Annotated in this window: 22 protein-coding genes and 1 tRNA gene; 7 read left to right on the forward strand and 16 right to left on the reverse strand. The window is 70.2% G+C overall.

Annotation, left to right across the window (positions count from 1 at the left end; translation table 11 throughout):
- Positions 1-8 precede the first annotated feature (8 nt).
- The gene (locus tag C8D81_RS06040; protein ID WP_094355421.1) at positions 9-848 is read left to right on the forward strand and encodes an inositol monophosphatase family protein; all 840 of its coding nucleotides are present in this window, start codon (positions 9-11) and stop codon (positions 846-848) included.
- Here C8D81_RS06040 and C8D81_RS06045 read toward each other — a convergent pair whose 3' ends face one another.
- Together C8D81_RS06045 and serA are read right to left on the reverse strand one after the other, a co-directional pair.
- Entirely contained in the window at positions 849-1,865 is a 1,017-nt protein-coding gene (locus C8D81_RS06045) for an aldo/keto reductase (protein WP_133625700.1), read from the reverse strand.
- The gene (gene serA, locus C8D81_RS06050; protein WP_094400877.1) at positions 1,862-3,064 is read right to left on the reverse strand and encodes a phosphoglycerate dehydrogenase; all 1,203 of its coding nucleotides are present in this window, start codon (positions 3,062-3,064) and stop codon (positions 1,862-1,864) included. Before serA ends, C8D81_RS06045 begins: the two co-directional genes overlap by 4 nt.
- Positions 3,065-3,145: 81 nt before the next feature.
- Here serA and C8D81_RS06055 point away from each other — a divergent pair, with 81 nt between their 5' ends.
- On the forward strand, positions 3,146-3,343 hold the full coding sequence (locus C8D81_RS06055; protein WP_094355424.1) for a hypothetical protein: 198 nt from the start codon (positions 3,146-3,148) through the stop codon (positions 3,341-3,343).
- Positions 3,344-3,346: 3 nt separating this feature from the next.
- Here C8D81_RS06055 and C8D81_RS06060 read toward each other — a convergent pair whose 3' ends face one another.
- From C8D81_RS06060 to C8D81_RS06080, 5 genes are read right to left on the reverse strand one after another with little or no spacing between them, the layout of a single operon-like run.
- Positions 3,347-4,129, reverse strand: coding sequence for an ABC transporter ATP-binding protein (locus C8D81_RS06060; RefSeq protein ID WP_094431872.1), 783 nt, complete (start codon positions 4,127-4,129; stop codon positions 3,347-3,349).
- Complete coding sequence (locus tag C8D81_RS06065; RefSeq protein ID WP_094405236.1) at positions 4,126-4,977, reverse strand: ABC transporter ATP-binding protein; 852 nt, start codon at positions 4,975-4,977, stop codon at positions 4,126-4,128. Before C8D81_RS06065 ends, C8D81_RS06060 begins: the two co-directional genes overlap by 4 nt.
- The gene (locus C8D81_RS06070; protein WP_094400869.1) at positions 4,977-5,789 is read right to left on the reverse strand and encodes an ABC transporter permease; all 813 of its coding nucleotides are present in this window, start codon (positions 5,787-5,789) and stop codon (positions 4,977-4,979) included. The genes C8D81_RS06065 and C8D81_RS06070 overlap by 1 nt, the downstream gene beginning before the upstream one ends.
- On the reverse strand, positions 5,786-6,742 hold the full coding sequence (locus C8D81_RS06075; RefSeq protein ID WP_094355428.1) for an ABC transporter permease: 957 nt from the start codon (positions 6,740-6,742) through the stop codon (positions 5,786-5,788). The genes C8D81_RS06070 and C8D81_RS06075 overlap by 4 nt, the downstream gene beginning before the upstream one ends.
- A gap of 4 nt (positions 6,743-6,746) precedes the next feature.
- Positions 6,747-8,279 carry an ABC transporter substrate-binding protein gene (locus C8D81_RS06080; protein ID WP_094400867.1) on the reverse strand — a complete coding sequence of 511 codons (1,533 nt, stop codon included), beginning with the start codon at positions 8,277-8,279 and terminating at the stop codon, positions 6,747-6,749.
- Positions 8,280-8,376: 97 nt separating this feature from the next.
- On the opposite strand from C8D81_RS06080, the gene C8D81_RS06085 reads away from it, so the two are divergent.
- Complete coding sequence (locus C8D81_RS06085) at positions 8,377-9,507, forward strand: FUSC family protein (RefSeq protein ID WP_094431874.1); 1,131 nt, start codon at positions 8,377-8,379, stop codon at positions 9,505-9,507.
- Between the two features lie 157 nt (positions 9,508-9,664).
- Positions 9,665-9,741 (forward strand) — tRNA-Met (locus tag C8D81_RS06090).
- Here the strand turns inward: C8D81_RS06090 and C8D81_RS06095 are convergent.
- Positions 9,720-10,376, reverse strand: coding sequence for a GNAT family N-acetyltransferase (locus C8D81_RS06095; RefSeq protein ID WP_094431986.1), 657 nt, complete (start codon positions 10,374-10,376; stop codon positions 9,720-9,722). The two genes, C8D81_RS06090 and C8D81_RS06095, sit on opposite strands and share 22 nt — an antisense overlap.
- Positions 10,377-10,458: 82 nt before the next feature.
- Here C8D81_RS06095 and C8D81_RS06100 point away from each other — a divergent pair, with 82 nt between their 5' ends.
- Positions 10,459-11,406, forward strand: coding sequence for an ADP-ribosylglycohydrolase family protein (locus C8D81_RS06100; protein ID WP_094400863.1), 948 nt, complete (start codon positions 10,459-10,461; stop codon positions 11,404-11,406).
- Here the strand turns inward: C8D81_RS06100 and C8D81_RS06105 are convergent.
- The 7 genes from C8D81_RS06105 to C8D81_RS06135 all read right to left on the reverse strand — a co-directional run bounded on the left by C8D81_RS06105 (position 11,403) and on the right by C8D81_RS06135 (position 19,632).
- Positions 11,403-12,413, reverse strand: a complete 1,011-nt coding sequence (locus C8D81_RS06105; protein WP_094431876.1) for a lipase family protein — start codon at positions 12,411-12,413, stop codon at positions 11,403-11,405. The genes C8D81_RS06100 and C8D81_RS06105 overlap by 4 nt on opposite strands.
- Positions 12,410-13,684, reverse strand: a complete 1,275-nt coding sequence (locus tag C8D81_RS06110; RefSeq protein ID WP_094355433.1) for an MFS transporter — start codon at positions 13,682-13,684, stop codon at positions 12,410-12,412. Before C8D81_RS06110 ends, C8D81_RS06105 begins: the two co-directional genes overlap by 4 nt.
- Positions 13,684-14,676, reverse strand: coding sequence for an alpha/beta hydrolase fold domain-containing protein (locus C8D81_RS06115; RefSeq protein ID WP_094355434.1), 993 nt, complete (start codon positions 14,674-14,676; stop codon positions 13,684-13,686). Before C8D81_RS06115 ends, C8D81_RS06110 begins: the two co-directional genes overlap by 1 nt.
- Before the next feature lie 104 nt (positions 14,677-14,780).
- Complete coding sequence (locus tag C8D81_RS06120) at positions 14,781-15,785, reverse strand: LacI family DNA-binding transcriptional regulator (protein WP_094431878.1); 1,005 nt, start codon at positions 15,783-15,785, stop codon at positions 14,781-14,783.
- Between the two features lie 28 nt (positions 15,786-15,813).
- The gene (locus C8D81_RS06125) at positions 15,814-16,599 is read right to left on the reverse strand and encodes a nucleotidyltransferase domain-containing protein (RefSeq protein ID WP_094431880.1); all 786 of its coding nucleotides are present in this window, start codon (positions 16,597-16,599) and stop codon (positions 15,814-15,816) included.
- Between the two features lie 131 nt (positions 16,600-16,730).
- Complete coding sequence (locus tag C8D81_RS06130; RefSeq protein WP_094355437.1) at positions 16,731-17,426, reverse strand: LuxR C-terminal-related transcriptional regulator; 696 nt, start codon at positions 17,424-17,426, stop codon at positions 16,731-16,733.
- Positions 17,427-17,436: 10 nt separating this feature from the next.
- Positions 17,437-19,632 carry an ATP-binding protein gene (locus C8D81_RS06135; RefSeq protein WP_094431883.1) on the reverse strand — a complete coding sequence of 732 codons (2,196 nt, stop codon included), beginning with the start codon at positions 19,630-19,632 and terminating at the stop codon, positions 17,437-17,439.
- A 163-nt stretch (positions 19,633-19,795) separates the two neighbouring features.
- Here C8D81_RS06135 and C8D81_RS06140 point away from each other — a divergent pair, with 163 nt between their 5' ends.
- Positions 19,796-21,085: a M16 family metallopeptidase gene (locus C8D81_RS06140; RefSeq protein ID WP_166646692.1), complete on the forward strand. Its 1,290-nt coding sequence runs from the start codon at positions 19,796-19,798 to the stop codon at positions 21,083-21,085.
- Positions 21,082-22,401, forward strand: a complete 1,320-nt coding sequence (locus tag C8D81_RS06145) for a M16 family metallopeptidase (protein WP_094431887.1) — start codon at positions 21,082-21,084, stop codon at positions 22,399-22,401. The genes C8D81_RS06140 and C8D81_RS06145 overlap by 4 nt, the downstream gene beginning before the upstream one ends.
- Before the next feature lie 139 nt (positions 22,402-22,540).
- Here C8D81_RS06145 and C8D81_RS06150 read toward each other — a convergent pair whose 3' ends face one another.
- Positions 22,541-25,378 carry a UPF0182 family membrane protein gene (locus C8D81_RS06150; protein ID WP_094355441.1) on the reverse strand — a complete coding sequence of 946 codons (2,838 nt, stop codon included), beginning with the start codon at positions 25,376-25,378 and terminating at the stop codon, positions 22,541-22,543.
- Between the last annotated feature and the right edge of the window lie 7 nt (positions 25,379-25,385).

Here is a 25,385-nt window from a genome sequence, read left to right on the forward strand (position 1 = left end):
TCGCCCCCATGCCTGCCAACACCGCCGACTACACCGACGATGTCCGCCTGGCCCACCTGATGGCCGACAACGCCGACTCGATCACCATGGACCGGTTCAAGGCGCAGGATCTCAAGGTCTCCGCCAAACCGGACCTGTCGCACGTCACCGACGCCGACGTGGCGGTGGAAGAGGTCCTGCGCAAGACGCTGTCCCGGGCCCGGCCCAGGGATGCGGTGCACGGTGAGGAGCTGGACGACACCGGCCACGGGCCGCGGCGCTGGGTCATCGACCCGATCGACGGCACCTCGAACTTCGTCCGCGGGGTACCGGTCTGGGCCACCCTGATCGGGCTGATGGTCGGTGACGAGGTGGTCGCCGGGGTGGTCTCCGCCCCCGCACTCGGCCGGCGCTGGTGGGCCTCGAAGGGCAACGGTGCCTATGCCGGCAAGTCACTGGCCCAGGCGAAACCGCTCCAGGTCTCCCAGGTGGCCGCGATCGCCGACGCGTCGCTGTCCTATTCCTCCTTGCACGGTTGGGTTTCCGCCGGCTGGGGGCAACACTTCGTCGACCTGATGCGGACCGTCTGGCGGTCCCGGGCGTACGGCGACTTCTGGTCCTACATGCTGGTCGCCGAGGGTGCCGTCGACGTCGCCTGCGAACCGGAGCTGGCGCTGCACGACATGGCCGCCTGCGACATCGTGGTCACCGAGGCCGGTGGCCGGTTCACCAGCGTGGGTGGGGATCCCGGCCCGCACGGTCCCGGCGCGGTCGCCACCAACGGCCTGCTGCACGATGTGGTGGTACGCCAGCTGCTCGCCGGCGATGCGGTCGACCCGAACGCCGAACGCGACCGCCCCGAGAACTGATCACTCCCGCCCGGAGCTGATCCACTTCGGGTCGCCGGTGATGTTGCGGTCTCCGCGGACGGCGCCGGCGATCTGATCGAGCCGGTCGAGCTGCTCGGCCGACAGCCGGACATCGACACAGCCCAGGTTCTCGATCATCCGCTCCGGGCGGCGGGATCCGGGGATCGGCACCGTCGCCACGCCGAACTGGTCACTCTTGGCGAGCAGCCAGGCGAGCACCACCTGGGCGTTGGTCGCATCGACCTGTTCGGCGACCTCGGTGACGATCGCGAGCGCCCGCTGGTTGTCGTCCCAGCCCTCACCCATCCGCTCGGTCTGGCCGCGAAAATCGCCGGCCACGTCGTCGCGGGTCAGCGTACCGGTGAGGAAGCCGCGGCCCAGCGGGCTGTAGGGCACGAAGCCGATGCCGAGTTCGGCGCAGGTGGGCATCACCCGGGCCTCGACGTCGCGGGACCAGACGCTCCACTCCGACTGCACCGCGGCGATCGGGTGGGTGGCGTGGGCGCTGCGCAGCTCCTCGGCGGTCACCTCGGAGAGCCCGAGCTGGCGCACCTTGCCCTGGGAGACCAGGTCGGCCATCGCGCCGACGGTCTCGGCGATCGGCACGTCGTGGTCGGGGCGATGCAGATAGTAGAGGTCGATGGTCTCCACCCCGAGCCGACGCAGCGAGGCCTCGCAGGCGCTGCGGACGTATTCCGGCCGGCCGTCGGTGCGCTTGGCCTTGCCGGCCTCCCCGGTGCGGATCGCGGTGATCCCGAACTTGGTGGCGAGTTGCACCTCGTCGCGGCGTTCGGCCAGCAGCGGTGCGAGCATCTCCTCGTTCGTACCGGCCGGGCCCTCGGCGCCGTCGCGCGGGCTGCCGTAGACGTCGGCGGTGTCGAGGAAGGTGATCCCGGCGTCGATGCAGGCGTTCACGGTGGCCCGCGCCTGCTCGTCGCTGATGTCGCCGTAGATGTTGGAGACCGCCATGGCGCCGAAGCCGATCGCGGAGACCTCCAGCTCACCGAGTCGGGTCATCGGCGTTCCACCACCTTCAGTCGCACGGTTTCGGGCTGGTTGCGCAGCGCGTCGGCGAGTTCGGCCACCCGGGCACCGCTGACGTCGGTCAGCACATAGCCCAGCGGTCCGCGGGTCGACAGCGTCTGCCGGTCGATGTTCACCTCGTGGTCGGCGATCACCTGGTTCAGCTTGGCGAGCACGCCGGGCACGTTGTGGTGCAGGTGCAGCAGGCGTACGCCGCCAGCGGTCTCGTCGAGCTGGACCTGGGGCAGGTTGACCGACATCGTGGTCGCGCCCAGGTCGGCGAAGTCGGAGAGCTTGCCGGCGACGAAGTGGCCGATGTCCTGCTGGGCCTCCTCGGTGGAGCCGCCGACATGCGGGGTGAGGATGACGTTCGGGATGCCCTGCAGCACCGAGGTGAACGCGTCACCGGCCGCCTTCGGCTCCGCGGGGAACACATCGACCGCGGCACCGGCGATGTGCCCGGACAGCAGGTTGTCGCGCAGCGACTCGTGGTCCACCACGAACCCGCGGCTCAGATTGAGGAACAGCGAACGCGGCCGCATCATCGCGAACTGTTCGGCACCGAAGAAGCCGCCGTTGCCGGCCCGGCCGTCGACGTGCAGCGACACGGTCTCGACCTTGCTGAGCAGTTCCTCCAGGCTGCCGCAGCGGCGGGCGTTGCCGAGGGCGAGCCGGTCCACGATGTCATAGAAATAGACCTGCAGGCCCAGCGATTCGGCGACCACCGAGAGCTGGGAGCCGATGTTGCCGTAGCCGACGATGCCCAGGGTCCGGCCGCGGACCTCGTGGGCGCCCTTGGCGGACTTGTCCCAGACACCGTTGTGCAGGGCCGCGTTCTTGTCTGTCAGGTGCCGGGCCATCGCGATGATCTCGGCGATCGCCAGCTCGACCACGCTGCGGGTGTTGGAGAACGGCGCGTTGAAGACCGCGACACCGCGCTCGGCGGCGCTGCTCAAATCGATCTGGTTGGTGCCGATGCAGAACGCGCCGATGGTCTCCAGCTGATCGGCCTCCTTGAGCACCCGCTCGGTGACCTGGGTCTTGGAGCGGATGCCGAGCACGTTCACCCCGGGCAGCGAGCGGATCAGCTCGTCCTCATCGAGGGCGCCGGAACGCACCTCGACATCGAATCCGCGGGACTGCAGGATCTCGACGGCGTCGCTGTGGATGTTCTCGAGCAGGAGTGCTTTCACGAGCGGTGAGTCTAGGCGCAATCCTCGAATTCGCGGCCCGGGTCCAGCCGGCGAACGGTGTCACCCCGCTACGCTGACCGGGTGAACTCCGGGATGCTGATCGGGATCGTCGCGCTGGTCCTCGGACTCGCCCCGGCGATCGTCGGGGTACGCCTGGCCTACGTCAACCCACCCGAATCCGCGGGCCGGCGCCGCGGTGTGCTGATCGCGGTGCTCGGGCTCGGGATCATCTGGATCGGCGGCTTCATCGGCGCCTTCGCCTCCCTCGGCGGCATCTGACGCTCACTCGGGCAATCGGGGTACCGCGGCGAGCAGCTCGCGGGTGTACTCGGCCTGCGGGTCGGCGTACACCTGCATGGTCGGGCCGCGTTCGACGACCCGACCCGAGCGCAGCACCAGGACCGAATCGCAGGTGTGCCGGACCACCATCAGGTCGTGGCTGACGAAGACCAGGGTCAGCCCGAAACCGGTCACCAGGTCGTTGAGCAGGTTCAGCACCTGCGCCCGTACCGAGACATCGAGGGCGGAGACCGCCTCGTCGGCGATCAGCACCTGCGGGTTGGGCGCCAGTGCCCGGGCGATCGCGATCCGCTGCCGCTGCCCGCCGGAGAACTCGTGCGGATAACGGCGCCCCGAATCGGCGGGCAGGCCGACCGCATCGAGCACCTCCCGGACCCGGGCCGGCCGGTCGGTCGGTACATCCTCGCGGCCGCGCAGCAACGGGGAGCGCAGCGGTTCGGAGATGATGTCGCTCACCCGCATCCGCGGGTTCAGCGAGGAGCGTGGATCCTGGAACACCAGCTGCACCGCCGATCGCAGGAATCCCAACCGGGATTCGGGAAGCGCGATATCGGTGCCGTTCAGCCGGATGCTGCCGGAGGTGGGCCGGTCGAGGGCCGCCATCATCCGGATCAGCGTCGATTTGCCCGACCCGGACTCCCCCACGATGCCGAGCCGCTCACCGCGGGCCAGGGTCAGGCTGACGTCGTCGACCGCGGTCACGCGACGGCCGGAGCCGGTGAACACCCGGCTCACGTTCTCGACCTCGAAGACCGGGTCGCTCATTCGATCGCCTCCCCGGCATAGAAGTCCGCGACCACCGGCAACCGGGCGCCGGGTTCGACCCGGTCCAGCTGCGCGGTCGCCAGCAGGCCGCGGGTGTAACCGTGCTGCGGGTCGCGGAGCAGCTCGGCGGTCGGCCCCCGTTCGACGATCGACCCGTCGAGCATCACCACCAGCTCGTCGCAGACCTGGGCGACGACCGCCAGGTCGTGGCTGATGAACAGGCAGGCGGCCTGCACCTCGGTCAGCGATCGGTCCAGCAACCGCAGCACCCGGGCCTGCACGGTGACATCGAGGGCGGTGGTCGGTTCGTCGCAGATCACCAGCTCGGGCCGGTTGATCAGCGCCATCGCCAGCACCACCCGTTGCCGCTGGCCGCCGGAGAGCTGGTGCGGGAAGGACTTCGCGATTCGGGCCGGGTCATCGAGCCCGACCTCCTGGAGGATCTGCAGCACCTGATCCCGACCACTGCTCCCCCGCCCGGCGCGATGCAGCTGCCAGACCTCGGCGACCTGCCGACCGATCCGCATCGTCGGGTCGAGTGCGGTCATCGGTTCCTGGAAGACCATCGACATCCGGTCCCCGCGCAGCGGTGCCACCTCCCGATCCGGGCGGCCGAGCAGTTCCCGACCGTCGAAACGCACCGATCCCTGTGTCCGTGCGGTTTCCGGGAGCAGTCCCATCAGCGCGAGCGCCGTCAGCGACTTGCCGGATCCGGATTCGCCGATCAGTCCGACCCGGGCGCCGCGCTCGATCGTCAGGTCGATGCCGTGCAGCACCTCCCGGCCGGCCGGGCCGCTGCTGTCCGCGAAGGCGACCCGCAGGTCCGCCACCTGCACCAGTGGCGCCATCAGCGGACCTCCTTCAGCCGCGGGTCGAGCAGATCCCGCAGGCCGTCGCCGAGCAGGTTGAACCCGAGCACCGCGCCGGCGATCGCCAGCCCCGGCCAGAGCGCCTGCAGCGGGTCGGTGAACAGGTAGGTCACCGCCTCCCGCAGCATCCGGCCCCAGGTCGGCGTGGGCGGCGGCGTACCCAACCCCAGATAGGAGAGCGCCGCCTCGGCGAGGATCGCTATCCCGAAGGACACCGAGGCCTGCACCCCGATCACCGGGGCCACATTGGGCAGCACATGCCGCAGCGCGATGCCCAACCGGGTGGTGCCGGCGGCCCGGGCGGCGAGCACGTAGTCGCTGCTCATCACCGACAGTGTCGCGGCCCGGGTGACCCGGGTGAAGGCGGGGATGGTGGCGATGCCGATCGCCAGCATCGCGGTCCAGGTCGAGCCACCGAGGGTGGCGGCCAGCAGGATCGCCAGCAGCAGGGCCGGGAAGGCGTACAGGATGTCCACCCCGCGCAGCAGCACCTCACCGCCCCAGCCGCGCAGCATCCCGGCGATGATGCCCAGCGGTACGCCGATCAGCGCGGCCACCGCCACCGCGATGATGCCGACCAGCAGGCAGGTCTGCGCACCGACCATCAGCATCGACAGGTTGTCCAGGCCGACGAAGTTGGCGCCGAGCAGATGCGGCCAGCCCGGTTCGGCCATCGACAGCGACGGGTCGACCAGTGTCGGGTCGAAGGGGGTCCAGACCAGCGAGACCAGCGCGGTCAGCACGACCATCCCGACCAGTACGGTCCCGATCCAGAGTCCGGCGCGCTTCATCGGTTCGACCTCAGCCGGGGATCGAGCAGCAGGTAGGACAGGTCGACCAGGGTGTTGATGAGCAGCACCGCGAAGGCCAGCAGCATCACCGTGCCCTGCACCAGCACCAGGTCGCGCTGGGAGGCGGCGGTCAGCAGCTGCGAACCCAGGCCGGGGATCGAGAACACGTTCTCGATCACGATCGCCCCCACCAGCAGGGTCGACAGCTGCAGCCCGAGCACGGTGACCACCGACAGCGATGCGTTGCGCAACCCGTGCCGCAGCAGCGCCGGCAGCTGCCGCCAGCCGATCGCCCGCGCGGTGCGGTAGTAGTCCTCGCTGAGCACCTCCAGGGTCGCCGAGCGGACGTAGCGGGCCAGGACCGCGGCCTGGACCAGTGCCAGCGAGAGCACCGGCAGCACCAGCCGGGCGGCCCAGCCGGCCGGATCCTGGGTGAGCGGGACGTAGCCGTTCGCCGGCAGCCAGCGCAGCTTCACCGCGAACAGGTAGACCGCCATGATGCCGGCCCAGAACGCCGGGATCGCCAACCCCAGCTGGGAAAGCGCGGACAGGATCACCCCGTCCAGGTGGCGCCGGCGGAGCGCGGCGAGCATCCCCACCGGCACCGCGATCAGGATCGCGACCAGCATGCCCAGCCCGACCAGCCAGGCCGTCACCCCGAGCTTGCTGATGATCTGGCTGGACACCGAGCGGCGGCTGAGCAGCGAGGTGCCGAAGTCGCCGCGCAGCATGCCGGTCACCCATTCCCAGTAGCGCTCGGACAGCGGCTGGTCCAGCCCGAGCCGCCGCCGCATCGCCTCCACCGCCATCGGGTCGGCGTTCGCACCGAGGATCACCTGGGCCAGGTCCCCGGGCAGGATCCAGCAGAGCACGAAGATCAGGATCGAGGCGATCACCAACGAGACGGCGAAGATCGCCAACCGCAGCAGGACTCGTCTCAGGACCGGTGGCATCTGGTCAGCGGGACGCGATCGTGGTCAGGTCGAAGCTGAGCGTGGTGGCGTTCTGCGGTACGCCGGTGATCTCCGGGCGGGTGATCACCAGATTGGGCAGCAGGAACAGCCAGTCGGCGGCGGCATCGCTGGACATCAGCTTCGCGGCCTCCTTGAGCTTGGGCGCCTGCTCGGCGGCCGGGCCGCGGTCGGCCTCGGCGACCAGCCGCTGGAACTCGGGATTGTCGTAGTGGAAGTAGTAGTCGGGGTTGGCGAAGCGGACGATGTCGCGGGCCTCGACATGGGAGACGATCGACATGTCGTAGTCGCCCCTGGTCAGCACGGTGTCCACCCAGCGGGCCGGGAACTCGAGCTGGTCGATGGTGGCCTCGATGCCGACCTGCTTGAGCTGGGAGGCGACGAACTGGCCGGCGGAGGTGGCGTACGGCAGGGTCGGCAAGCGCAACCGCAGCCGCAGGTTCTGCACACCCGCCTCGGCGAGCAGCTGCTTCGCCTTCTCCGGGTCGTAGGGGAAGTCACCGGTGCGGTCCTCGTACCAGGGATCGGTGGGCGGCACCATCGCACCGATCAGGAGACCCTTGCCCGCCCAGACGGTGTCCCGCAGTCCCTTCTTGTCGATCGCGTACCGGATCGCCTGCCGGACCCGCGGATCGCTGAGACCCGGCGAGCGGTTGTTCATCGACAGCACCACCTCACCGTTGGTGGTGCCCTCCACGACCGTGAACCGGGACGGGTCCTCGAACTGCGGCAGCGCCGCCGGCGCCTGCAGGTTGGAGATGATGTCCAGCTCCCCCGACAGCATCGCGGCGTTCATCGCGTTCGGATCGCTGAAGTAGCGGAAGGTGACCTCGTCGAAGCGCGCCGGGGTGGCCCAGTAGTTGGTGTTCTTGCCCAGTGTCACCGACACTCCCGGCAGCCACTCGGTGAGCTGGAACGGCCCCGAACCGGCGGTCTGCGCGGCCAGATCGGTGCCGGCCTCGGAGTCGAACACCATCCCGGCGGTCGACGACATGTCCCACAGCCACATGTTGGAGGGCCGGGTCAGCTTGACCGTGAGGGTGTTGGTGTCGGTCGCGGTGGCCTGTTCGACGAGCGAGAGCTGCCGCTTCAGGGTCGCGGTCGCGTTGCCGGAGCGGATCCGATCCATCGACCAGACCACGTCCTTCGCCGTCACCGGGCGCCCGGAGGCGAACTTCGCCGACGGATCCATGATGAAGGTGTAGGTGAGATTGTCCGGCGAGACGTCCCAGCGCTGGGCGAGCAGCGGCTGCAGCTTGCCCTGGCTGTCCACCTTCACCAGCGTCTCGTAGACGTTGTAGAGCATCACCTGGGAGATCGCGGCCGCATCGTTGGCGGTCGGATCCATCGTCGGCGGCTGGGCGGTGGCGCCGACCAGCAGGGTCTTGGTCTCGGCGTTCCCACCGCCACCCTCGCTCGGTGAGCAACCGGCCGCCAGCAGCATCAGCAGGGACAGCAGCAGGGCGAGCACGCCGGTACGCGGACGGACTCGAACCGTCCTGCGGGAACGCTGCGACATCGACGGCTCCTTCTCCGACCAGCCCACGGATGGGGTCACTGTAGCCACACCCCCGGGGTGCTCGCCCCCGTCGACGCGAACCCGGGATGATGTCGTTATGGTTCGGTTCTCCTGGCAACGGATGGCGCTGCGAGCTTTCGACCTCAGCGAGCGTTCGGTACGCCGGGGTCGCGATTCGCAGCGCCGCCGCGTCGAACGGTGGCGGAACCGGCTCTTCCTGATCTGCCAGTGCGCGATCACCGCCGGGGTGGCCTGGTGGGCGTCGATGAAACTGCTCGGCGACCCGCTGCCGGTGTTCGCGCCGGTGGCCGCGGTGGTCACCCTGGGCTCCAGCTACGGGCAGCGGTTGAGCCGCGGGGTGGAGATCGCCGTCGGGGTGGCGGTCGGGGTGTTCTTCGGCGACGTGTTCGTCTATCTGTTCGGCACCGGGGTGTGGCAGATCATCGTGGTGACGATCCTGGCCATGTCGGTGGCGACCTGGCTGGGTGCGCGGAATCTGATGATCACCCAGGCCGGGGTGCAGGCGATCATCGTGATGACCCTGCTGCCGAACCCGGGTGCCGGGTTCGGGCGGTGGCTGACCGCGCTGATCGGCTGTGCGCTCGCGCTGCTGGTGACCACGGTGGCCCCGGCGGGCCCGCTGACCCGGCCGCGGATCCTGGCGGCGGGCGTGCTCAGCGAGGCCGCCGACACCCTGAATGCGATCCGCGAGGCGCTCACCGACGGCGACCCGGAGGCCGGTGACCGGGTGCTGGACCGGGCCCGGCGCAGCGAGGGCGCCCTGGAGCGGTTGAACGATGCGGTCGAGGAAGGGATGGCGGTGGTGCGCTATTCGCCGTTCCGGCGGCGCAATCTGCCGCACATGCAGGACCTGTCCCAGATCGTCGACCCGCTGGACCGGATGGCCCGCAACCTGCGGGTGCTGGCCCGGCGCAGTGCGGTGGCGCTCTATCGCAGCGAGACCATCCCGCAGGCGTACCTGTCGTTGATGGGTTCCCTGGCCGAGGACATCAAGTGGTGCTCCGGTGAGCTGTACGCCCGGCGGCTGCCGACCGGCATCCGGCAGCGGATGGAGACCCTCGGCGAACGCAGCTCCCACCTGATGCTGTCGGAGTCGTTGTCGGCGGTGGTGCTGTTCGCCCAGATGCGATCGATCATGGTCGACCTGGTGCAGCTCTCCGGCATGGACTACGCCGACGCCCGCGAGCTCATCCCCGACATGGACTGACCCGACGCTCGTCGAGTAGCGACCCATGCGCAGCGAAGCGGAGCAATGGGTCGCGTGTCGAGATGAGCCCCGCACGTCGGCTGGGCTGGTCGAAGCCCCGGTTCACCCCGATTTTGGATCCCGGCCCGACGCGTGTAATGTATTCCAAGCACAACGACGCGGGGTGGAGCAGCTCGGTAGCTCGCTGGGCTCATAACCCAGAGGTCACAGGTTCAAATCCTGTCCCCGCTACCAAAGTGCGAGAGGCCCTGCCGGGAACCGGCAGGGCCTCTTGTCATCCCTCGCGGAGCCAACCGCGCACGGAGTCCCTCACGCACCGCCGGCCACTCGGACCGCAGGATCGAGAACACCACGGTGTCCCGGAAGGTGCCGTCATGACGGCGCAGGTCCCGCCGGATCACCCCTTCGCGGACGGCGCCGAGCTTGGCGATCGCCGCCTGGGAACGCTCGTTGTTCGCATCGGTCTGGATCTTGATCCGACCGAACCCGCAGTCCTCGAAAAGATGGCGCAACAGCAGGTATTTCACCTCGGGATTCACTCTCGTACCCCAGGTCGACGGGCTGAGCATCGTGCTGCCGATGTGCGCCTTCTCGTTGTGCAGGTCGATGTCCATGATCGAAGTGGTCCCGACGACCGCGCCGCCGGCCAGGTCACGGATCGTGTACTGCACCTTCACCGCGGGATCCCAGATCAGCTCCCGGGCGTATTCCTCGGCATCGCGCGGGCGTCCCGCCGCCACCGATGGATTGACCTCCCAGACCCGTGGGTCGTCCATGGCGGCGAACAGCTCCGGGGCATCGGCAGGGGTGGTCGCGGTCAGTCGGACGGTCTCGCCGACGAGTTCACGATGATCGGGACGCATGGTCATGGGCACAGGTTTGCACGCCCCCGGCAGTCGGAACCGATCCGTCCAAGGACACCGCTCGCAGCGCGTTCCGTAAGCTTGGACCATGCAGCTCGACGAGGCCCAGCTCGACCGCGCGATCGGGGCGTTGACCGGCGCGGCGTGCGGGGACGCGCTCGGCGCCGGTTACGAGTTCGAGACCGTCGAACTGGACGGCCGGCCCGAGATGATCGGCGGTGGACTCGGGGATTTCGCCCCCGGTGAATGGACCGACGACACCGCCCAGACCTTCGCCATCGCCCGGGTCGCGGCGACCGGTCGGGACCTGCGCGACACCACGGCCCTGAACGCCATCGCCCGCGGCTTCGCGGCCTGGTACGCCGGCGATCCGCCCGATGTCGGGGTGCATACCAGCAATGTCCTGGGAGCCGCCGGTCACCATCCCACCGCGGCCACCATGCGCGCCGTCTCCGACTCCATCGCCGCCCGCGGGCAGCGCACCGGTGGCAACGGCACCCTGATGCGTACCGCACCGGTCGCACTCGCCCACCTCGACGACCCGGCCGCCCTGATCGAAGCGGCCGGGCTGATCGCCCGACTCACCCATCACGATCCCGTCGGCGCCCAGGCCTGCGCGCTCTGGTGCCTGGCGATCCGGCACACGATCCTCACCGGTGAACTGCCCGCCCTGATCGACCTGGTCGATCAGCTCCCCCGGACCAGCCAGGACTTCTGGCGGACGGCGATCGAGAAGGCGGAATCCCTTCCCTCACAGCATTTCAACCCGAACGGCTACGTCGTCACCGCGCTGCAGGCGGCCTGGTCGGCGATCACCTCCTCCGACGGGCTGGTACCCGGCCTCGAGGCCGCCATCGCGATCGGCAACGACACCGACACCGTCGCCTGCATCGCCGGAGCGCTGCTCGGTGCGCGCTGGGGCCACTCCGCGATCCCGGACCAGTGGCGGGAGATCGTGCACGGCTGGGAGAACGCGCGGCTCGACGATCTGGCCGAGCTGGCGGTCCGCACGGTCCGCGGCGGAGCGGCCGGCTAGGTCAACAACCCGGCCATCAACGCCCGGGCCCGGGCACCCCTGGTGACGATGTCACCGTGCCCGCTGTCCACCACGCGCACCCCGACATCGACCCCCTGCCGACCCAGCGAGACCGCGAGCCCGATGGTCAGCGGCAGCGGTACCGAGGTGTCCCGCCAGCCCTGCAGAATCCGAACCGGGGCAGGGATTCCGGTCGGCACCCTGACCCGCTCCCGCAGCTGCCGACCCAGACCACCCCGGCCCGCCGGGTGGCGCAGCAGGGACGGCACCTCGAACCCCGACACCAGCTCCATGATCTCGAAGATCTCCAGCTCCCGGATCTCCCGCAGCACCCGCTGCCCGAGCGGGGTAAACGAGTCGCTCACCCGCAGGTCCGGGCGGACCAGGTCCGCCGCCGCGGCGACCATCAGCAGCGGGCTGCCGCAACCGGCCGCGATCCGGGCCGGGGTGCGCGGGCCGATCAGTCCGAAGATCCACTCGAGCTGACTGGCCGGACAGAGCGCCACCACCCCGGCCAGCTCCAGTTCGGGTGCCAGCTCCGGCGCCCGATACCCGGCCCAGAGCGCCGCATGCCCACCCTGGGAGCCACCGGTGGACAGCCATTTCCTGCCCAGCTGGGGTTCGTGACGCCTGGCGGCCTGCAGGCCGCGGACCATCGCCAACGCCTCGTCCGGTCCGTCCAGATAGGAATGGATGCCGTTGACGATCAGATAGTCCGGCGCCACCACGGCCCACCCCCGGGCCAGCAGCCCGGTGAGATAGTCGTTCTCCTCCGGTGGCCGGGGCCGGTGCTCGGGAGTGGTCAGCGGTCCGAGACCGTTCGTCCCGTGGCCGTGCACGACCACCGGCCAACCGCCCGCCGGCGGCGTACCCTCGGGAAGCTGCAGCTCGGTGACGGCGATCGTGTCGAAACCGTCGGTGGACCGCACCGGATGCCGCAGCCGCACCCCCCGGCCAGCGTCGATCAACGGGGTGATCTGTTCGGCCACCGGTTCCGCGACGGTCATCGGACGCCCTTGATCGGCAGCACCGCCAGGGCCCCGAGCGCGGCCAGCACGATCGTGAACAGGAACAGATTCGTGTAGTTCGAGCCGCCGCCGAGCCCCACCACCCAGGCACCGACGATCGGCCCGATCACCTGTGGCAGCTGATAGGACAGCGCCACGATGCCGAGGTCCTTACCGGCGTCGTCGACCGAGGGGATCAGTTCGGTCATCATCGCCACATCGACCGAGATGAAGGCGCCCTGCCCGGCGCCGACGATGCCCAACCCGATCAGGAACATCGTCTGATCGCCGGCCAGCATCGCCACCACCAGGCCGGCCACGGTCAGCGCACTGGCGGAGAACACGATCGTCTTGCGTCGGCCGGTGCGATCGGAGATCCAGCCGAAGAGCACGGTGGTCACCATGTTGGCGACCACGAAGACGCTGTAGCTGACCGCCTGCACCGCCGAGGCGCGCTCCGGTGGGACACCGAGGGAGTCGATGATCAGGAAGAGCAGGAACAGCGACACCGTCAGGATCGACATGGTGATGCAGAACCGGCACACCCAGGCCCACGCGAAATCCTTGTAGCGCACGGGATTCAGCCAGTAGGTGGCCAGAATCTCGCGGGCCCGCAACGGTTCGACCGGGGTGGTCCGTCGGGCGTCGCGGTAGCCGAAGCAGAGCGCCAGGTTGAGCACCAGGCAGATCGTCCCGGGCACCAGGAACCAGGGGGCCTGTTGATCCTGCGGCAAGGCCGCGATGATCGCCGCGCCGGCGACGGTGGCGACACCGGCCGAGACCCCGGTGGCCGCCGAGACCCGGGCCCTGATCCGGGCCGGGATCTGGTCGGCGAGCAGGGTGTGCTGGCCCATCGCGACCGCCGCGATGCCGATCTGGGTGATGCACCAGCCGAGCACCAGCAGCGGCACCACGTGGGCGTACGCGAGCACCAGCGCACCGGCCAGGATGACCACGGCCCCGCCCGCCATCCACGGTCTGCGCATCCCCCAGCCCAGCCGGGTCCGGTCGCTCAACCGGCCGAACAGCGGGGTGAGCACCAGGGTGACCACACCGCCGATGCTGGTGATCACCGCCAGGTTCCGGTCCTTGCTCTCCGGGCCGAGGAGGTAGACGACCTTGGGGATCGCGGCGCCCATCATGCCGTTGAAGGCGATCGTCACGCCGAACCAGGCGAGGATGAACAGCGGCAGGAAGGCCGGGCCCTGCCGCTGCCCGATGATGCCCTCGGCGGGGGTCTCCGGGGAGTCGGTGGCCGCCGTGCTGGACATCAGCGCACCGTCCCGGGTGCGTCGTGCAGGGTCCGCAGCACCGCGATCACGCTGGCCTCCCAGTGCCGGGCGGCCAGCGAGATGCCGGCGAAGCTGTTGCTCTCATGGGTCTGCCCGGCCGCCTCGAACAGGCTGGCCGGGGTGCCCTCGGCCAGCAACCTGGTCAGATAGGCGCGGGCGTCACCGACCAACGGGTCGAGTCCGGCGGCCATCAGGTACGCCGGCGGCAGACCGGCCAGCGAGTCGGCGAGCAGCGGTGAGGCCAGTGGGTCCCGGGGATCGGCACCGGCCAGATACATCGAGACGACCTCGTTCACGTCGGCCATTGCGGCGTCCTCTCCGCCCCCGAGGTCGGAGAGGACGCCGCGATCCAGGTGGCCCCCGGTGAGGTCCAGCGCCGGGACCTCGAGCAGTTGCAACCGCACCGGGTGGTTGGCCCGGTCCCGGTTGGCCAGGCAGGCCGCGGCGGCCAGGTTGCCGCCCGCGCTGGCGCCGGTGACCGCGAGCCCGGTCGGATCGATGCCGTGGTCCGCGCCGTGGCGGGCCAGCTGGTCGAGCACCGCGTACACCTGCTCGAGCGCGTTCGGGAAGGGCAGCTCCGGTGCCAGGGCGTAGTCGACCGCGAGGATCGCGACCTCGGCGCCCACGCAGCGTTCGCGGGCGGCCGCATCGAAGCTCGGGTAGTCGATCCCGCCCTGCCGGAAGGCGCCGCCGAACAGTGCGATCACCCCGGGCAGGGCTCGGTCGCCGGCACCGGGTGGGCGATGCATCCGCACCCGGACGTCCGGTGCGTCGGGCACCGGGACCAGCCATTCGCACGTGTCGGTCCGGGGCCCGGGCCGGCCGGCGTTGCGCCACAGATCGGTGTTCACCCGCAGCGCGCGTTCCCGGCGCTCCGGCATCGGGGTGCCCGGGACGGGGTCGTCACCGGTGGCGACGCGGCGGGCGATCTCGGCGCGGACGATGGGATCCAGCGGGGCACGCGAGGTCATGACATCTCCTTCGACATCGGGCGGACCGAACGGTCTTGATGATGTTTACATGGAAACGCAGTTCAGGCAAGGGGTCTCGGGCGATGGCCGAAACGGCCCGTCGATCAGGTGGAGGCGCGCAGCACCAGCTCACCGGACAGCAGCACCCGGGCCGGCGGTCGCCGTCGGTCGGCCAGCTGGGCGAGCAGCAGGTCGGCGGCCAACCGGCCGGACTCGGCGAACGGCTGCCGGATCGTGGTCAGCCCGGCCACCGCCGCGATCTCGCCGTCGTCGACCCCGATCACCCGCAGCTGCTCCGGCACCTGCAGCCCGCGCCCGCGGGCGGCGGCCAGCACGGCCGCCCCGAGCCGGTCGTGATTGGCGACCACGGCGACCGGCCCGGCGTCGAACGCTCCCCCGTCGCTCAGCCCACCGAGCCAGTGGTCGAGCCGGCGCACCGCCTCGCCGAAGTCGGGGGTCACCGGCACCGAGGTGAGGGGCAGGCCGGCGGCCTGGATCGCATCGGAACGGACCAGACCCGCCGACCGGAAGTCGGCGGCCTGCGGTTCGTGCACGAAGTACGCCTGCCGATGCCCGAGGCCCAGCAGGTGCTCGGCGATCAGCCGACCGGCACCGGTGTCGTCGAACTCGACCCGGCTGAACGCGGGGTGATCGGAGTCGACGAGCACGACCGGCAACCGGCTCTCCTCGAGCCGGGCCGCCCCGTCGCCGGAGACCGGCACCCCCATCACGATCACCCCGGCGACATCGCTGCGCAGCGGCAGCGAATCCAGGTGCGGTTCGATGGCGGCGGCCGAGGAGGGCTGGTCGCGGACCAGGGCCTCCATCCCGCGCGGCTGCACGACCGCGAAGATCCCGTTCAGCCGCTCGGCGTACGAACCGTAGCTGGAGAACGGCGCGAGCACCGCGATCCGTGCGCCCGCCCCGCGCGCCCGGTCGGCCATCTCCGCCGAGGGCCGGTAGTCCAGCCGCCGGATCGCCTCGAGCACCTTGCGCCGAGTGGGTTCGGAGACCTGATCGGGATGGTTGATCGCCCGGGAGACGGTGGCGATGCTCACCCCCGCTTCCCGGGCGACCCCCTTGATGCTGCGTCCACCCCGGCGTTCCACGCGCCCACCCTAACGGGGGCCGCGGCACTCACCAGCCCCAGTGTCGCCGCTGCGCACTGATCGCCCAGGCATTGATCCGCGGCACATCGGCGCGCTCCGGCAGCGGGGTGCGCCGGGTGTCGAGCAGTCCGCGGACCTCGGCCGAGACCCGGGCGATCTCCTGTGACACCTCGGTCCGCGGCACCTCACCGCGCTTCACCGCGAGCACCCGTTGCCGCTGCCGTTCGGCCAACGGCAGGGTGAGGTGACCGGTCTGCGCGATCTCCCGGCCCTGGTAGGCCAATCGCAGTGCGTGGCTGCCGTACTTGACGTCCCAGCCGTACCGCGCGATCAGTTCGGGCCGGTTCGGCACGTTCCGCTTCGACTGGCCGAGCATCCGTTGGTGCTGGGAATGCATGTAACCGAGGAATCGCTCGATCGCCACCTGGGAAAGGAAAGCCGGACGCAATCCACGCAGCTCCTCCCCCAACGGCGTCCGCACGATGAGCGATTCCGGCGGTGCGAACAGCGGCAGCAACACCGTCGGATTGCCCTTGATCGCCAGCCGCAGATACTTGCGCAGCGAATAGAGGATCAGGTCGGTGTCACCCGGGCCGCTGCGCGCACCCTCGGGCTGGGTGCGCCACACGTAGTCCTCGCGGGGCCGATCGACACCGAAGACGTACGCCTCCGGTTCGAGGTAGACACCCAGCTCGTCGTGGTCGTCGGTGCCCTCGATCGCGATGCCGTGCACGCCGCTGCCGACCACCGAACGGAGGATCTCCCCGCCCAGGGCCACGGCCCGGTCGCCGTATTCGACGTTCATCGCGTTCATGCTGCTCACCTGCTCGACTCTCGATCTCCGAGGTTCCTCGCGGAACCTCAACGAGGGTACGAAATGCGGTGCGTGCGGGCCACCGATTTTGACCCCGTCCCCCAGTGCGCGAGCCCCCAGAGCGCGAACGCTCAGTGCTCGAGGTACTCCCGGGCCCATTCATCGTCATCGAGACGCAGGTAACCGTCGCGGTGCGCCTCCCGGATCACATCGACCGAGTTGCCGACCGGGCGGCCGAGGGCGGCGTACTTGCCGGCGATCCGCGAGAAGTAGGTGTTCACGGTGGTCTCGGCGATGTGCCGGCCCTCCATCTTGCGGCCGATCGCCTTCTTGGGTACGCCCTGGGCGAGCAGGGTGAGCCCTTCGACCTCGCGCGGTGCCAGTTTGGCGACCAGGTCCGGATCGTTGAGCAGCACGTACGCCAGCTCGCCGCTCACCGCGTATTCGCCGGCGGCGGCCAGTTCGACGGCCTCCAGCACCGCGCCCTCGCCGCCGTCGGCCTTCAGCACCAGGCCGACCGCACCGGCCGCCATCGCACCGCGGATCGGTATCGGGACGACCGAGGAGGTGTGCAGCACGACCTTGATCCCGCGGCCGGTCAGCTCCCGGATGGTGTCCTCCGGGTGCTCCTGGTCGCGCACCCCGAGCAGGTCGAGCAGCACCACCTCGGCGTCCAGACCGTCGGCGAGCAGTTCGGCGACCGAGTACGCCTCCCGGGTCAGCAGCAGCTTGTCGGGCCGCTCGGCGGCCAGCGCCCGCAGCCCGTAGAGGCAGACCCAGTGATCATCCAGTGCCGCCACCCGGACCGGTCCGTTGCCACGATTCATCCTCGGATCCTCATCCATCCTCGGCTCCCCTGCCAGTCATCCGATCGTGGGACAGTCCCGGGCCGACCGGGGTGGGCCGTAGCGTGCAGAACCCGTCCCCGCGCTCCAACCGCACCGCCCGGGCATCGGGCGGTGCACCGACCCAGTCACCGGCGAACACCGCCACCAGCTCACCCAGATTGCTGACCACCACCCGTTCATCGGACCACGGTTCACGGTCGAAGGCGACCAGCAGCCGCAACAATTCCTGCTCCAATCCGGCCACATCCCGGGTGCCCAGGCGCAGTTCCAGCAGCCAGCCACGCTCCCGCACCGCGATCAACCGGTTCGCCAGGGCCGGTGTCGGCCCCCCGAACTGCACCTCATCGCGCACCTCGAGCTCCAGTTGCCGCGCCCGGCGTTCGGTCGTCGGGGCACCGAGGGCCACCCGGCCGGTCGCGACCCCGGTGAGGAAGGGCACGATGCGCTGGCTCACCCGCCGCAGCCTGGCCTCCCGCACCCGGTTGCGCACCTCCCGTTCATGGGTCCGGACCTCCGCGGCGTCCAGTCGGCCCAGCTCGGCGAGCAACCGGGGCCCGTACACCCCGACCACCAGCCGGAGGATCAGGATCGCCAGCAGCAGCGTCGGTGCGGTGATCGCGCCGGCGTAGGCGACCATCGTGCGGGCCAGACCGAAACGCCACCACCCCGCCACCACGATCCCGGCCCAGACCGCCGCGGTCTGGGCCAGCCCGACCGTCAGCGGATAGACGACCAGCTGCGGCATCAGAACCGGGATCACGCCGCCGGCCAGGAAGAAGTAGAAGGCGTTACCGGTCCCGGCCGGGATCGCGAGGACGTTCAGGAACAGGCCGACCAGGCAGGCCAGCGGTGCGAGCACCGCCAGCAGGGCCGGGTTCGTACCGCGCCAGATCGCCCATCCGGTGGCGGCCCCGGCCAGGCTCACCAGCAGCGTCCCGAGGATGGCCGGAGCGAGCCGCTCCAGATCCGGCGCCAGCAGTGCCAGCATCAACACATTCCCCACCAGGATGGGAATCATCGCGATCACCGTGCCGCGCCGCATCGCCTGCCAGGTCTCCGCGAGCACCGCCGTCGAGGGTGTCGGTGCCCGCCAGCCGAGCAGCACCTGGGTGCCCTCGCCCGACGACCGGATCTCGGCGGATCCGCCGACGTCGGCCATCGGTTCGGTGATCGAGCCGACGATCCCCCCGCGCCCCGGGCCGCCACCGGTACCGCTCGCATCGAACCCGCGGCCGTCGTCGCTGATCTCGACCTCCACCCGGGGACCCGCCGAGCGCCAGTGCACCCGCACGGTGGATGCACCGGAGTGCCGGTCGGCGTTGCGGATGGCCTCCCGGATCGCACCGGTGAACGCGCTCTCCACCGGGGTCGGCAGCTCTGGGGGCTGCCCCACGGTGTCGATCCGGATCGCGACCTCGCGCTGCAACTCGCCGAGCCCGGTGAGCAGGCTCTGGTCGGTCCGCTGCCGCGAGCGGGTGAGCAGGGCGACCGTGCGCGCGGCGGCCTCCCGGATCGGGTCGACACCGATCGTCCCGGGCCGGGCGACCACGCGCAGGGTGTGCAGCACCTCATCGTGCAGGAGTTGCTCCACCGCCCGCGTCTGGCGCTGCTGCACCCGGCCCAGCTCCTCATCGAGCAGCACCCGCCGGCGATCGGTGACCGAGGCGTCCACGGTCGCTCCCACCGCGCGCAGCGCCTCCACCGCGAGCACCACGGTCCAGGCCAGTTGCAGCCCGGACACCCCTTCGGCCAACCCGGCCCGCAGCGACTCCCCCGAACCGACGATCGCGACCAGGCGTACCCCCAGACAGGCGAGCATCAGCACGATCCCGGTGCGCCAGCGGTGCCGCCCACCGAAGACCAGCACGAAGCAGAGCATCGAGTTGACCACCGTCGTCGGCCACCAGGCGATCTGCCACACCCCCGGCGGCTGACCGACCAGCAGCAGCACCAGCCCGGCCAGGCAGAGCACGCCGAGCACCCGGGCCAGCAGCGTGCGCTCCCCACTGCGGCCGAACCGCAGCGCCCCGAGCACCACCGCGACCTGGACCACCGCGATCAGCAGCAATCCGACCCGGCCCAGCGCACCCACCCGGCGGTACTCCTGGAGCACCACGGGCAGATAGAAGAAGACCGAGACGCTGATCGGCACGACGAACATCCAGCGCAGCCCGCGGTCGATCACGCTCGACCAGCCTGGCCCCCGGGGTGAGTCCGCCATAAGCGGAAGCCTAGGGACAGCGGCACCGATCGGCGCGCATTTCAGCGAATGACATCCGTCATCGGAATCGGGGCGTCATCGGAAACGGGGCGTCATCGGAATCGGGCCGTGTGGTGTGATGGCCGGTATGAAAGAACCGACCGCCGGGGCGTACCCGCTGCACGAACGGACCCTCGACAACGGACTGCGGGTGATCGTCTCCCCCGATCATCACGCGCCGGCGGTGGCGGTGAACCTCTGGTACGACGTCGGCTCGCGGCACGAGCAGCCGGGCCGGACCGGGTTCGCGCACCTGTTCGAGCATCTGATGTTCCAGGGCTCGGCGAATGTCGCCGCCGGTCAGCACATCGCGCTGCTTCAGGCGGCCGGCGCCTCGGTGAACGCGACGACCTGGTTCGACCGCACCAACTATTTCGAGGCGCTGCCCACCGGTGGGCTGGAGCTGGCGCTCTGGTTGGAGGCGGACCGGTTGGCCTCGCTGCCCGTCGCGGTCGGCCAGCAGAATCTGGACAACCAGCGCGAGGTGGTCAAGGAGGAGAAGCGTCAGCGCTACGACAACGTGCCCTATGGCGATGTGATGGAGCGCCTGGTCGAGCTCACCTTCCCCGCCGACCATCCCTACGGGCACACCACGATCGGTTCGATGGCCGACCTGGACGCCGCGACCCTGGACGACGTGCACGCCTTCTTCCGCACCTTCTATCTGCCGAACAATGCGGTGCTCACCCTGGTCGGGGATGTCGAACCGGAGCAGGGTTTCGCGCTGGCGGACCGCTACTTCGGGCAGATCCCGGCCGGGCCCGCGGCGCCACGACCGGTGGCGACACCGCTGCCGGCCATCGATGGCCTGCCGCGCGCCGAGGTGAGCGCGGCGGTACCGGCGGACGCGGCGTACTTCAGCTGGCGGTTGCCCGCCCTGGGTACCCGGGAGCAGGACGCGGTCGACCTGGCGCTGTCGGTGCTCGGCGGGTCGCAGACCAGCCGGTTGCACCGCGAGCTGGTACGCCGCAGCGAGGTCGCCACCGATGCCTCGGCCAGCGCGCTGCCGCTGATCGGCGGCACCTCCTTCGGCTTCGCCTCGGTCCGCTGCCGGGAGGGCACCAGCCCCGAGCGCGCCGAACAGGCCCTGGTCGCCGAGCTGACCCGGTTGGCCGAGGACGGGCCGAGTGAGGAGGAGCTGCAGCGGGCCCGCGCCCAGTTCGAGCGCGCCTGGCTGCAATCGCTGTCCAGGTTGGAAACCCGGGCCGATCAGATCTCCGGGAGCGCAACCCTGCTCGATGACCCCGGCCGGGTCAACACCCGGGTCGGTGAGGTGCTCTCGATCGGTGCCGACGAGGTCCGCCGGGCGGCCCGCACGCACCTGGATCCCGAGCACCGGGCCACCCTGATCTACCGCCGAAGCGAGGAGTCCCGATGAGCAGCACCGCTCCCGAGGTCCGCGCGCCCGAGACCTGGCACTACCCCACCCCGGAGGAATCCTTTCTGGACAACGGAATCCGGGTGCTGGTGCATCAGATGCCCGGCCAGCAGGTGATCTCGGCGGTGCTGCAGCTGGACCTGCCGCTGACCGCCGAGCCGCGCGAACTGGAGGGTGTCGCGACGATCTGTGCCCGCGTGCTCGACGAGGGCTCGGTCGCCCATCCCGGTGATCGGTTCGCCGAGGTGCTGGAGACCGAGGGTGCGGCTTTCTATGCAGCACAGGGATTCTCCGGTCTGCAGGCGATGATCGACGTGCCCGCCCGCCGGCTCGGGCCTGCGCTGGAACTGCTCGCCGAGGCGGTTCGGCGCCCCGAGTTGAACGCCTCCGACGTGGAGCGTCAGGTGGCGCTGCGGCTGGCCGAGATCGACCAGTTGCGCGCCAATTCGGCCCAGCTCGCCTCGACCAGTTTCCGCGAGCTGGTCTTCGATCCGATCAGCCGCGTGCAGCGGATGGCCGGCGGCGGCCCGGAGACCGTCCGGGCGATCACCCCGGACGCGGTGCGGGCCTTCCACCGCGACCACTACGGCCCGCGGGGGGCGACGCTGATCCTCGCCGGTGACTTCACCGAGGACCCGGTGCCGCTGGCCGCCGCGGCCCTCGGCGACTGGTCGGTGGCCGACCAGGCCCCGGCCTCGCATCCGGCGGCCGTCCCGGGTACGCCGGCGGCGGTGCTGCTGCCCCGGCCGGGTGCCGTGCAGGCCGACCTGCGGCTCGGCGGGTTCGGCATCGACCGGACCGATCCCCGGTGGCCGGCGCTGCAGGTGGCCTCCTACGCCGTCGGCGGCGCCTTCTTGAGCCGGTTGAACAAGGTGCTCCGCGAGGAGCGTGGGTACACCTACGGGGTCGGGCTGCAGCAGGCACCACTGCGCGCCGGTGGCAGCTATGCGGTGGCCGGCAGTTTCCGTACCGAGGTGGCCGGCCCCGCGCTGGCCGAGGCACGGGCGCTGCTCGACCTCGGTGACGCGCCGATCACCGAGGCCGAGGTCCGCGACGCCCAGAACTTCTTCACCGGGGTGTCGCCGCTGCGATACTCGACCGCCGACGGGCTCGCCGACCAGACGGCCATGCTGGTGCAGCAGGGCCTGCAGCCGGACTGGATGAACGGTTATCTGGCCGGCATCCGCGCCACCACCGCCGAAACCGCCACCGCGGCGTACCAGCAGATCGTCGATCTCGACGCGCTCAGCCTGGTCGTCGTCGGTGACGCCGAGGCCCTCACCGACCCGATCCGCGAGGCCGGGTTCGCGGTCTGAGCGTCCCCGCGATGCAGGCCCACCAAGGAGAAATCCACGCGTCGTCCATCGCACCGGGCCCTGACCTCCCGCAAGGATCTCGACGACTGGGCCGAAGAGCGGGGTCATGGCGCGCCGCGCGCGAGCCGGCCTCAGATAGTCAGTTGCCCATCGCGGAGGCGGCCCGGCGGACGGCCGCCGCGGCCTCCTCGTTCTTCTGCTGGTAGGTCGCCAGATCGCCGGAGCGCAGGGCGTTCCCGGCCTCGGCGTACGCCCGGTCGGCGTCCTGGAGGGCCTGGCGGGCGGCCGGCAGATCCTGCGGCTGCCCCGGCCCCGGAGGCGGCGGCGCGCCACCCTCGGGCTGCTCACCGGTGGAGGCCCCCGCGGCTCCGAACACCTGGTCCAGCGCCTGCTGCAGGGTGTCGCCGACGCCGGTCTTCTCCCCGAAGCGCACGGTGACGAACTGCAGCGCCGGGAAGCTACCGGGACCGGCGTCACCGCGCTGGGTGTAGTACGGCTGGGCGTACAGCACCCCACCGGCCAGCGGCAGCGACAACAGGTTGCCCGGGATCACCGCCGCCGAGGACTGCTGGAAGGCCCGCAGCCGGTCGGCGATCTGGTTGTTGGCGCGGATGTCGTTGTAGACCTGGTTCGGGCCGCGCACCTCGGTGGCGGTCATCCGCAGGATCTGCAGCTTGCCGTAGTCGGGGCTGGTCGCCTCGGAGTTCACCGCCAGATAGGCACCCAGATTCTCACGCTGGTTGGGCACGAACACGCTGGTCTGCGAATAGGTCGGCTGCTGCTGGCCGGGCAGCCGGATGGACAGCAGATAGGGCCGTTCCTTCTGCGCCCCCGGGGTCACCGGGTCGGTCGGCAGCACCCACAGGTCGTTGCCCTGGAACCAGGCGAACGGATCGGTGACGTGGTAGCGGGTCAGCAGCTGGCGCTGCACCTTCACCTGGTCATCGGGATAGCGCAGGTGCTCCAGCAGCGCCGGCGGGATCGTCGACTTGTCCGAGACCGCACCGGGGAACACCTTGCGCCAGGTCTGCAGGATCGGGTCGGCCTCATCCCAGGCGTAGAGCTTGACGGTGCCGTCGTAGGCGTCGACCGTCGCTTTCACCGAGTTGCGCAGGTAGTTGATCTGGGTGTCCGGGCGACCCTGGGTGCCGGTCGGGGTCTGGCTGTCGGTGATCGTCTGCTGCCAGGAGATGCTGCGGCTGTTCGGGTAGTTGTTGGTGGTGGTGTAGCCGTCCAGCACCCACTGCACACGCCCGTCGACGATCGTCGGATAGGCGTTGGAGTCGATCTGCAGCCACGGTGCCGCGGCCTGGACGCGTTCCTGCGGGGTGCGGTTGTAGATGATCTTGGACTCCGGGTTCACCCGGCGCGACAGCAGGATGTTGGCGTCGGCGAAGCGGGTGGCGTAGAGCACCCGGTCGAACCAGTTCCCGATCGGTACGCCGCCCTTGCCGGTGTAGGTGGTCCGGGTCTCGCTGCCACCGGGGCCGCCGTTGGGGCTGTCGATCTCCAGCGGCGTGGAACCGGCCGGGCCGCCGACGATCGAGTAGTCGGTGTGCTGCTCGCCGAAGTAGATCCGCTTCTCGTAGTCACCCACCTGCTGCTGCAGGTCGATCCAGACCGGCGCACCGTTGGCGTCGCGCTGGTTGCCGTAGGCCGCGACCAGGCCGTAGCCGTGGGTGTAGGTGGTGCGGATGTTGTTCCAGGAGCGGTCCTGCAGGCCGCCCAGGTTGAGCTCGCGGGCCGCGACCACGGTGTCGGTCTCCCGCCCGTCGATCTGGTAGCGATCCACATCGAGCACCGACGGGAAGCTGTAGTAGCCGCGGACCTGCTGCAACTGCTCGAAAGTCGGGGCCACCACGGCCGGGTCGATCAGCCGGATACCGGGCAGCGCGTCCGCATCGGCCCGCAACTGGGCCGGGTTGGCATTGTTGGTGACCGCGTAGTTGCTGATCTCGGCATTGTCGATGCCATAGGCGTCCCGGGTGGCCGCGATGTGCTGCTCGATGTAGGGGCGTTCCTTGTCGGGCTCGTTCGGATTGACCTCGAGGCCCTGCACACCGGCCGGGTAGAGCATGGTGAGCAGCACACTGGCCACCACGGTGAGCGCCAGCGCCGCCAGCGGCAACAGCCAGCGCTGCAGCCAGATGTTGGCCAGGAACAGCGCGGCGCAGAGCGCGGTGATCACCGCGACCACCAGGGAGGCGTTCACCCGGGCGTGGTCATCGGTGTAGGACATGCCGGTCAGCAACCGGTTGGTGGTGATCTGGTAGGCGTACCGGTCGAAGAACGCGCTCACCGCGAAGCAGAGCACGGTCAGCCCGATCAGCACCGACAGGTGCGCCTGGGCCTTCGGGGAGGTGCGCCGACGCTCGTTGCGCGCCACCCGCAGCGCACCCATCACGTAGTGCATCACCGCGGCCGCGATGGTGGAGAACGCGAACAGGGTCGCGGCGAAGCTGATCACGAACCGCCACCACGGGTAGGCGAAGACGTAGAAGGAGACGTCCAGGCCGAAACGCGGGTCCACCTCGCCGAAGGGGGTGGCATTGCGCCAGGCCAGGAAGGTGGTCAGCTCGCTCGCCGCGGAGACCCCGGCGAGCAGCGCGGTGACCACGCCGAGCCCGATCATCACCTGGACGAACCGGGTCTCCATGGTCTCCCGGTAGCGCTCCAGCAGCTCGCTGGCCATCGGGCCGCTGCGGGTGGTCGGGCGCAGCCGGTAGGCCAGCGCGGTGTTGCCGACCACCGCCGCCGCCATCAGCAACCCGAAGACCGCGAACAGCCCGACCCGGGACCAGAAGGTGGTCGCGAAGACCTGCGGGAAACCCAATGAGTCGAACCACAGCTTGTCGGTCCAGATGTTGGTGAACAGCACGAACAGCAGCACCAGCACGGTCACGATGACCAACGCCGGCAGCAGGGCACCGCGCCTTCGGGGTCCGTTGTGGGTGCTGACCCCGGCGGTCTGGCTCACCTGTTCC

Origin of the sequence: Enemella evansiae, assembly GCF_004362375.1 — a bacterium.
GTDB lineage: Bacteria > Actinomycetota > Actinomycetes > Propionibacteriales > Propionibacteriaceae > Enemella > Enemella evansiae.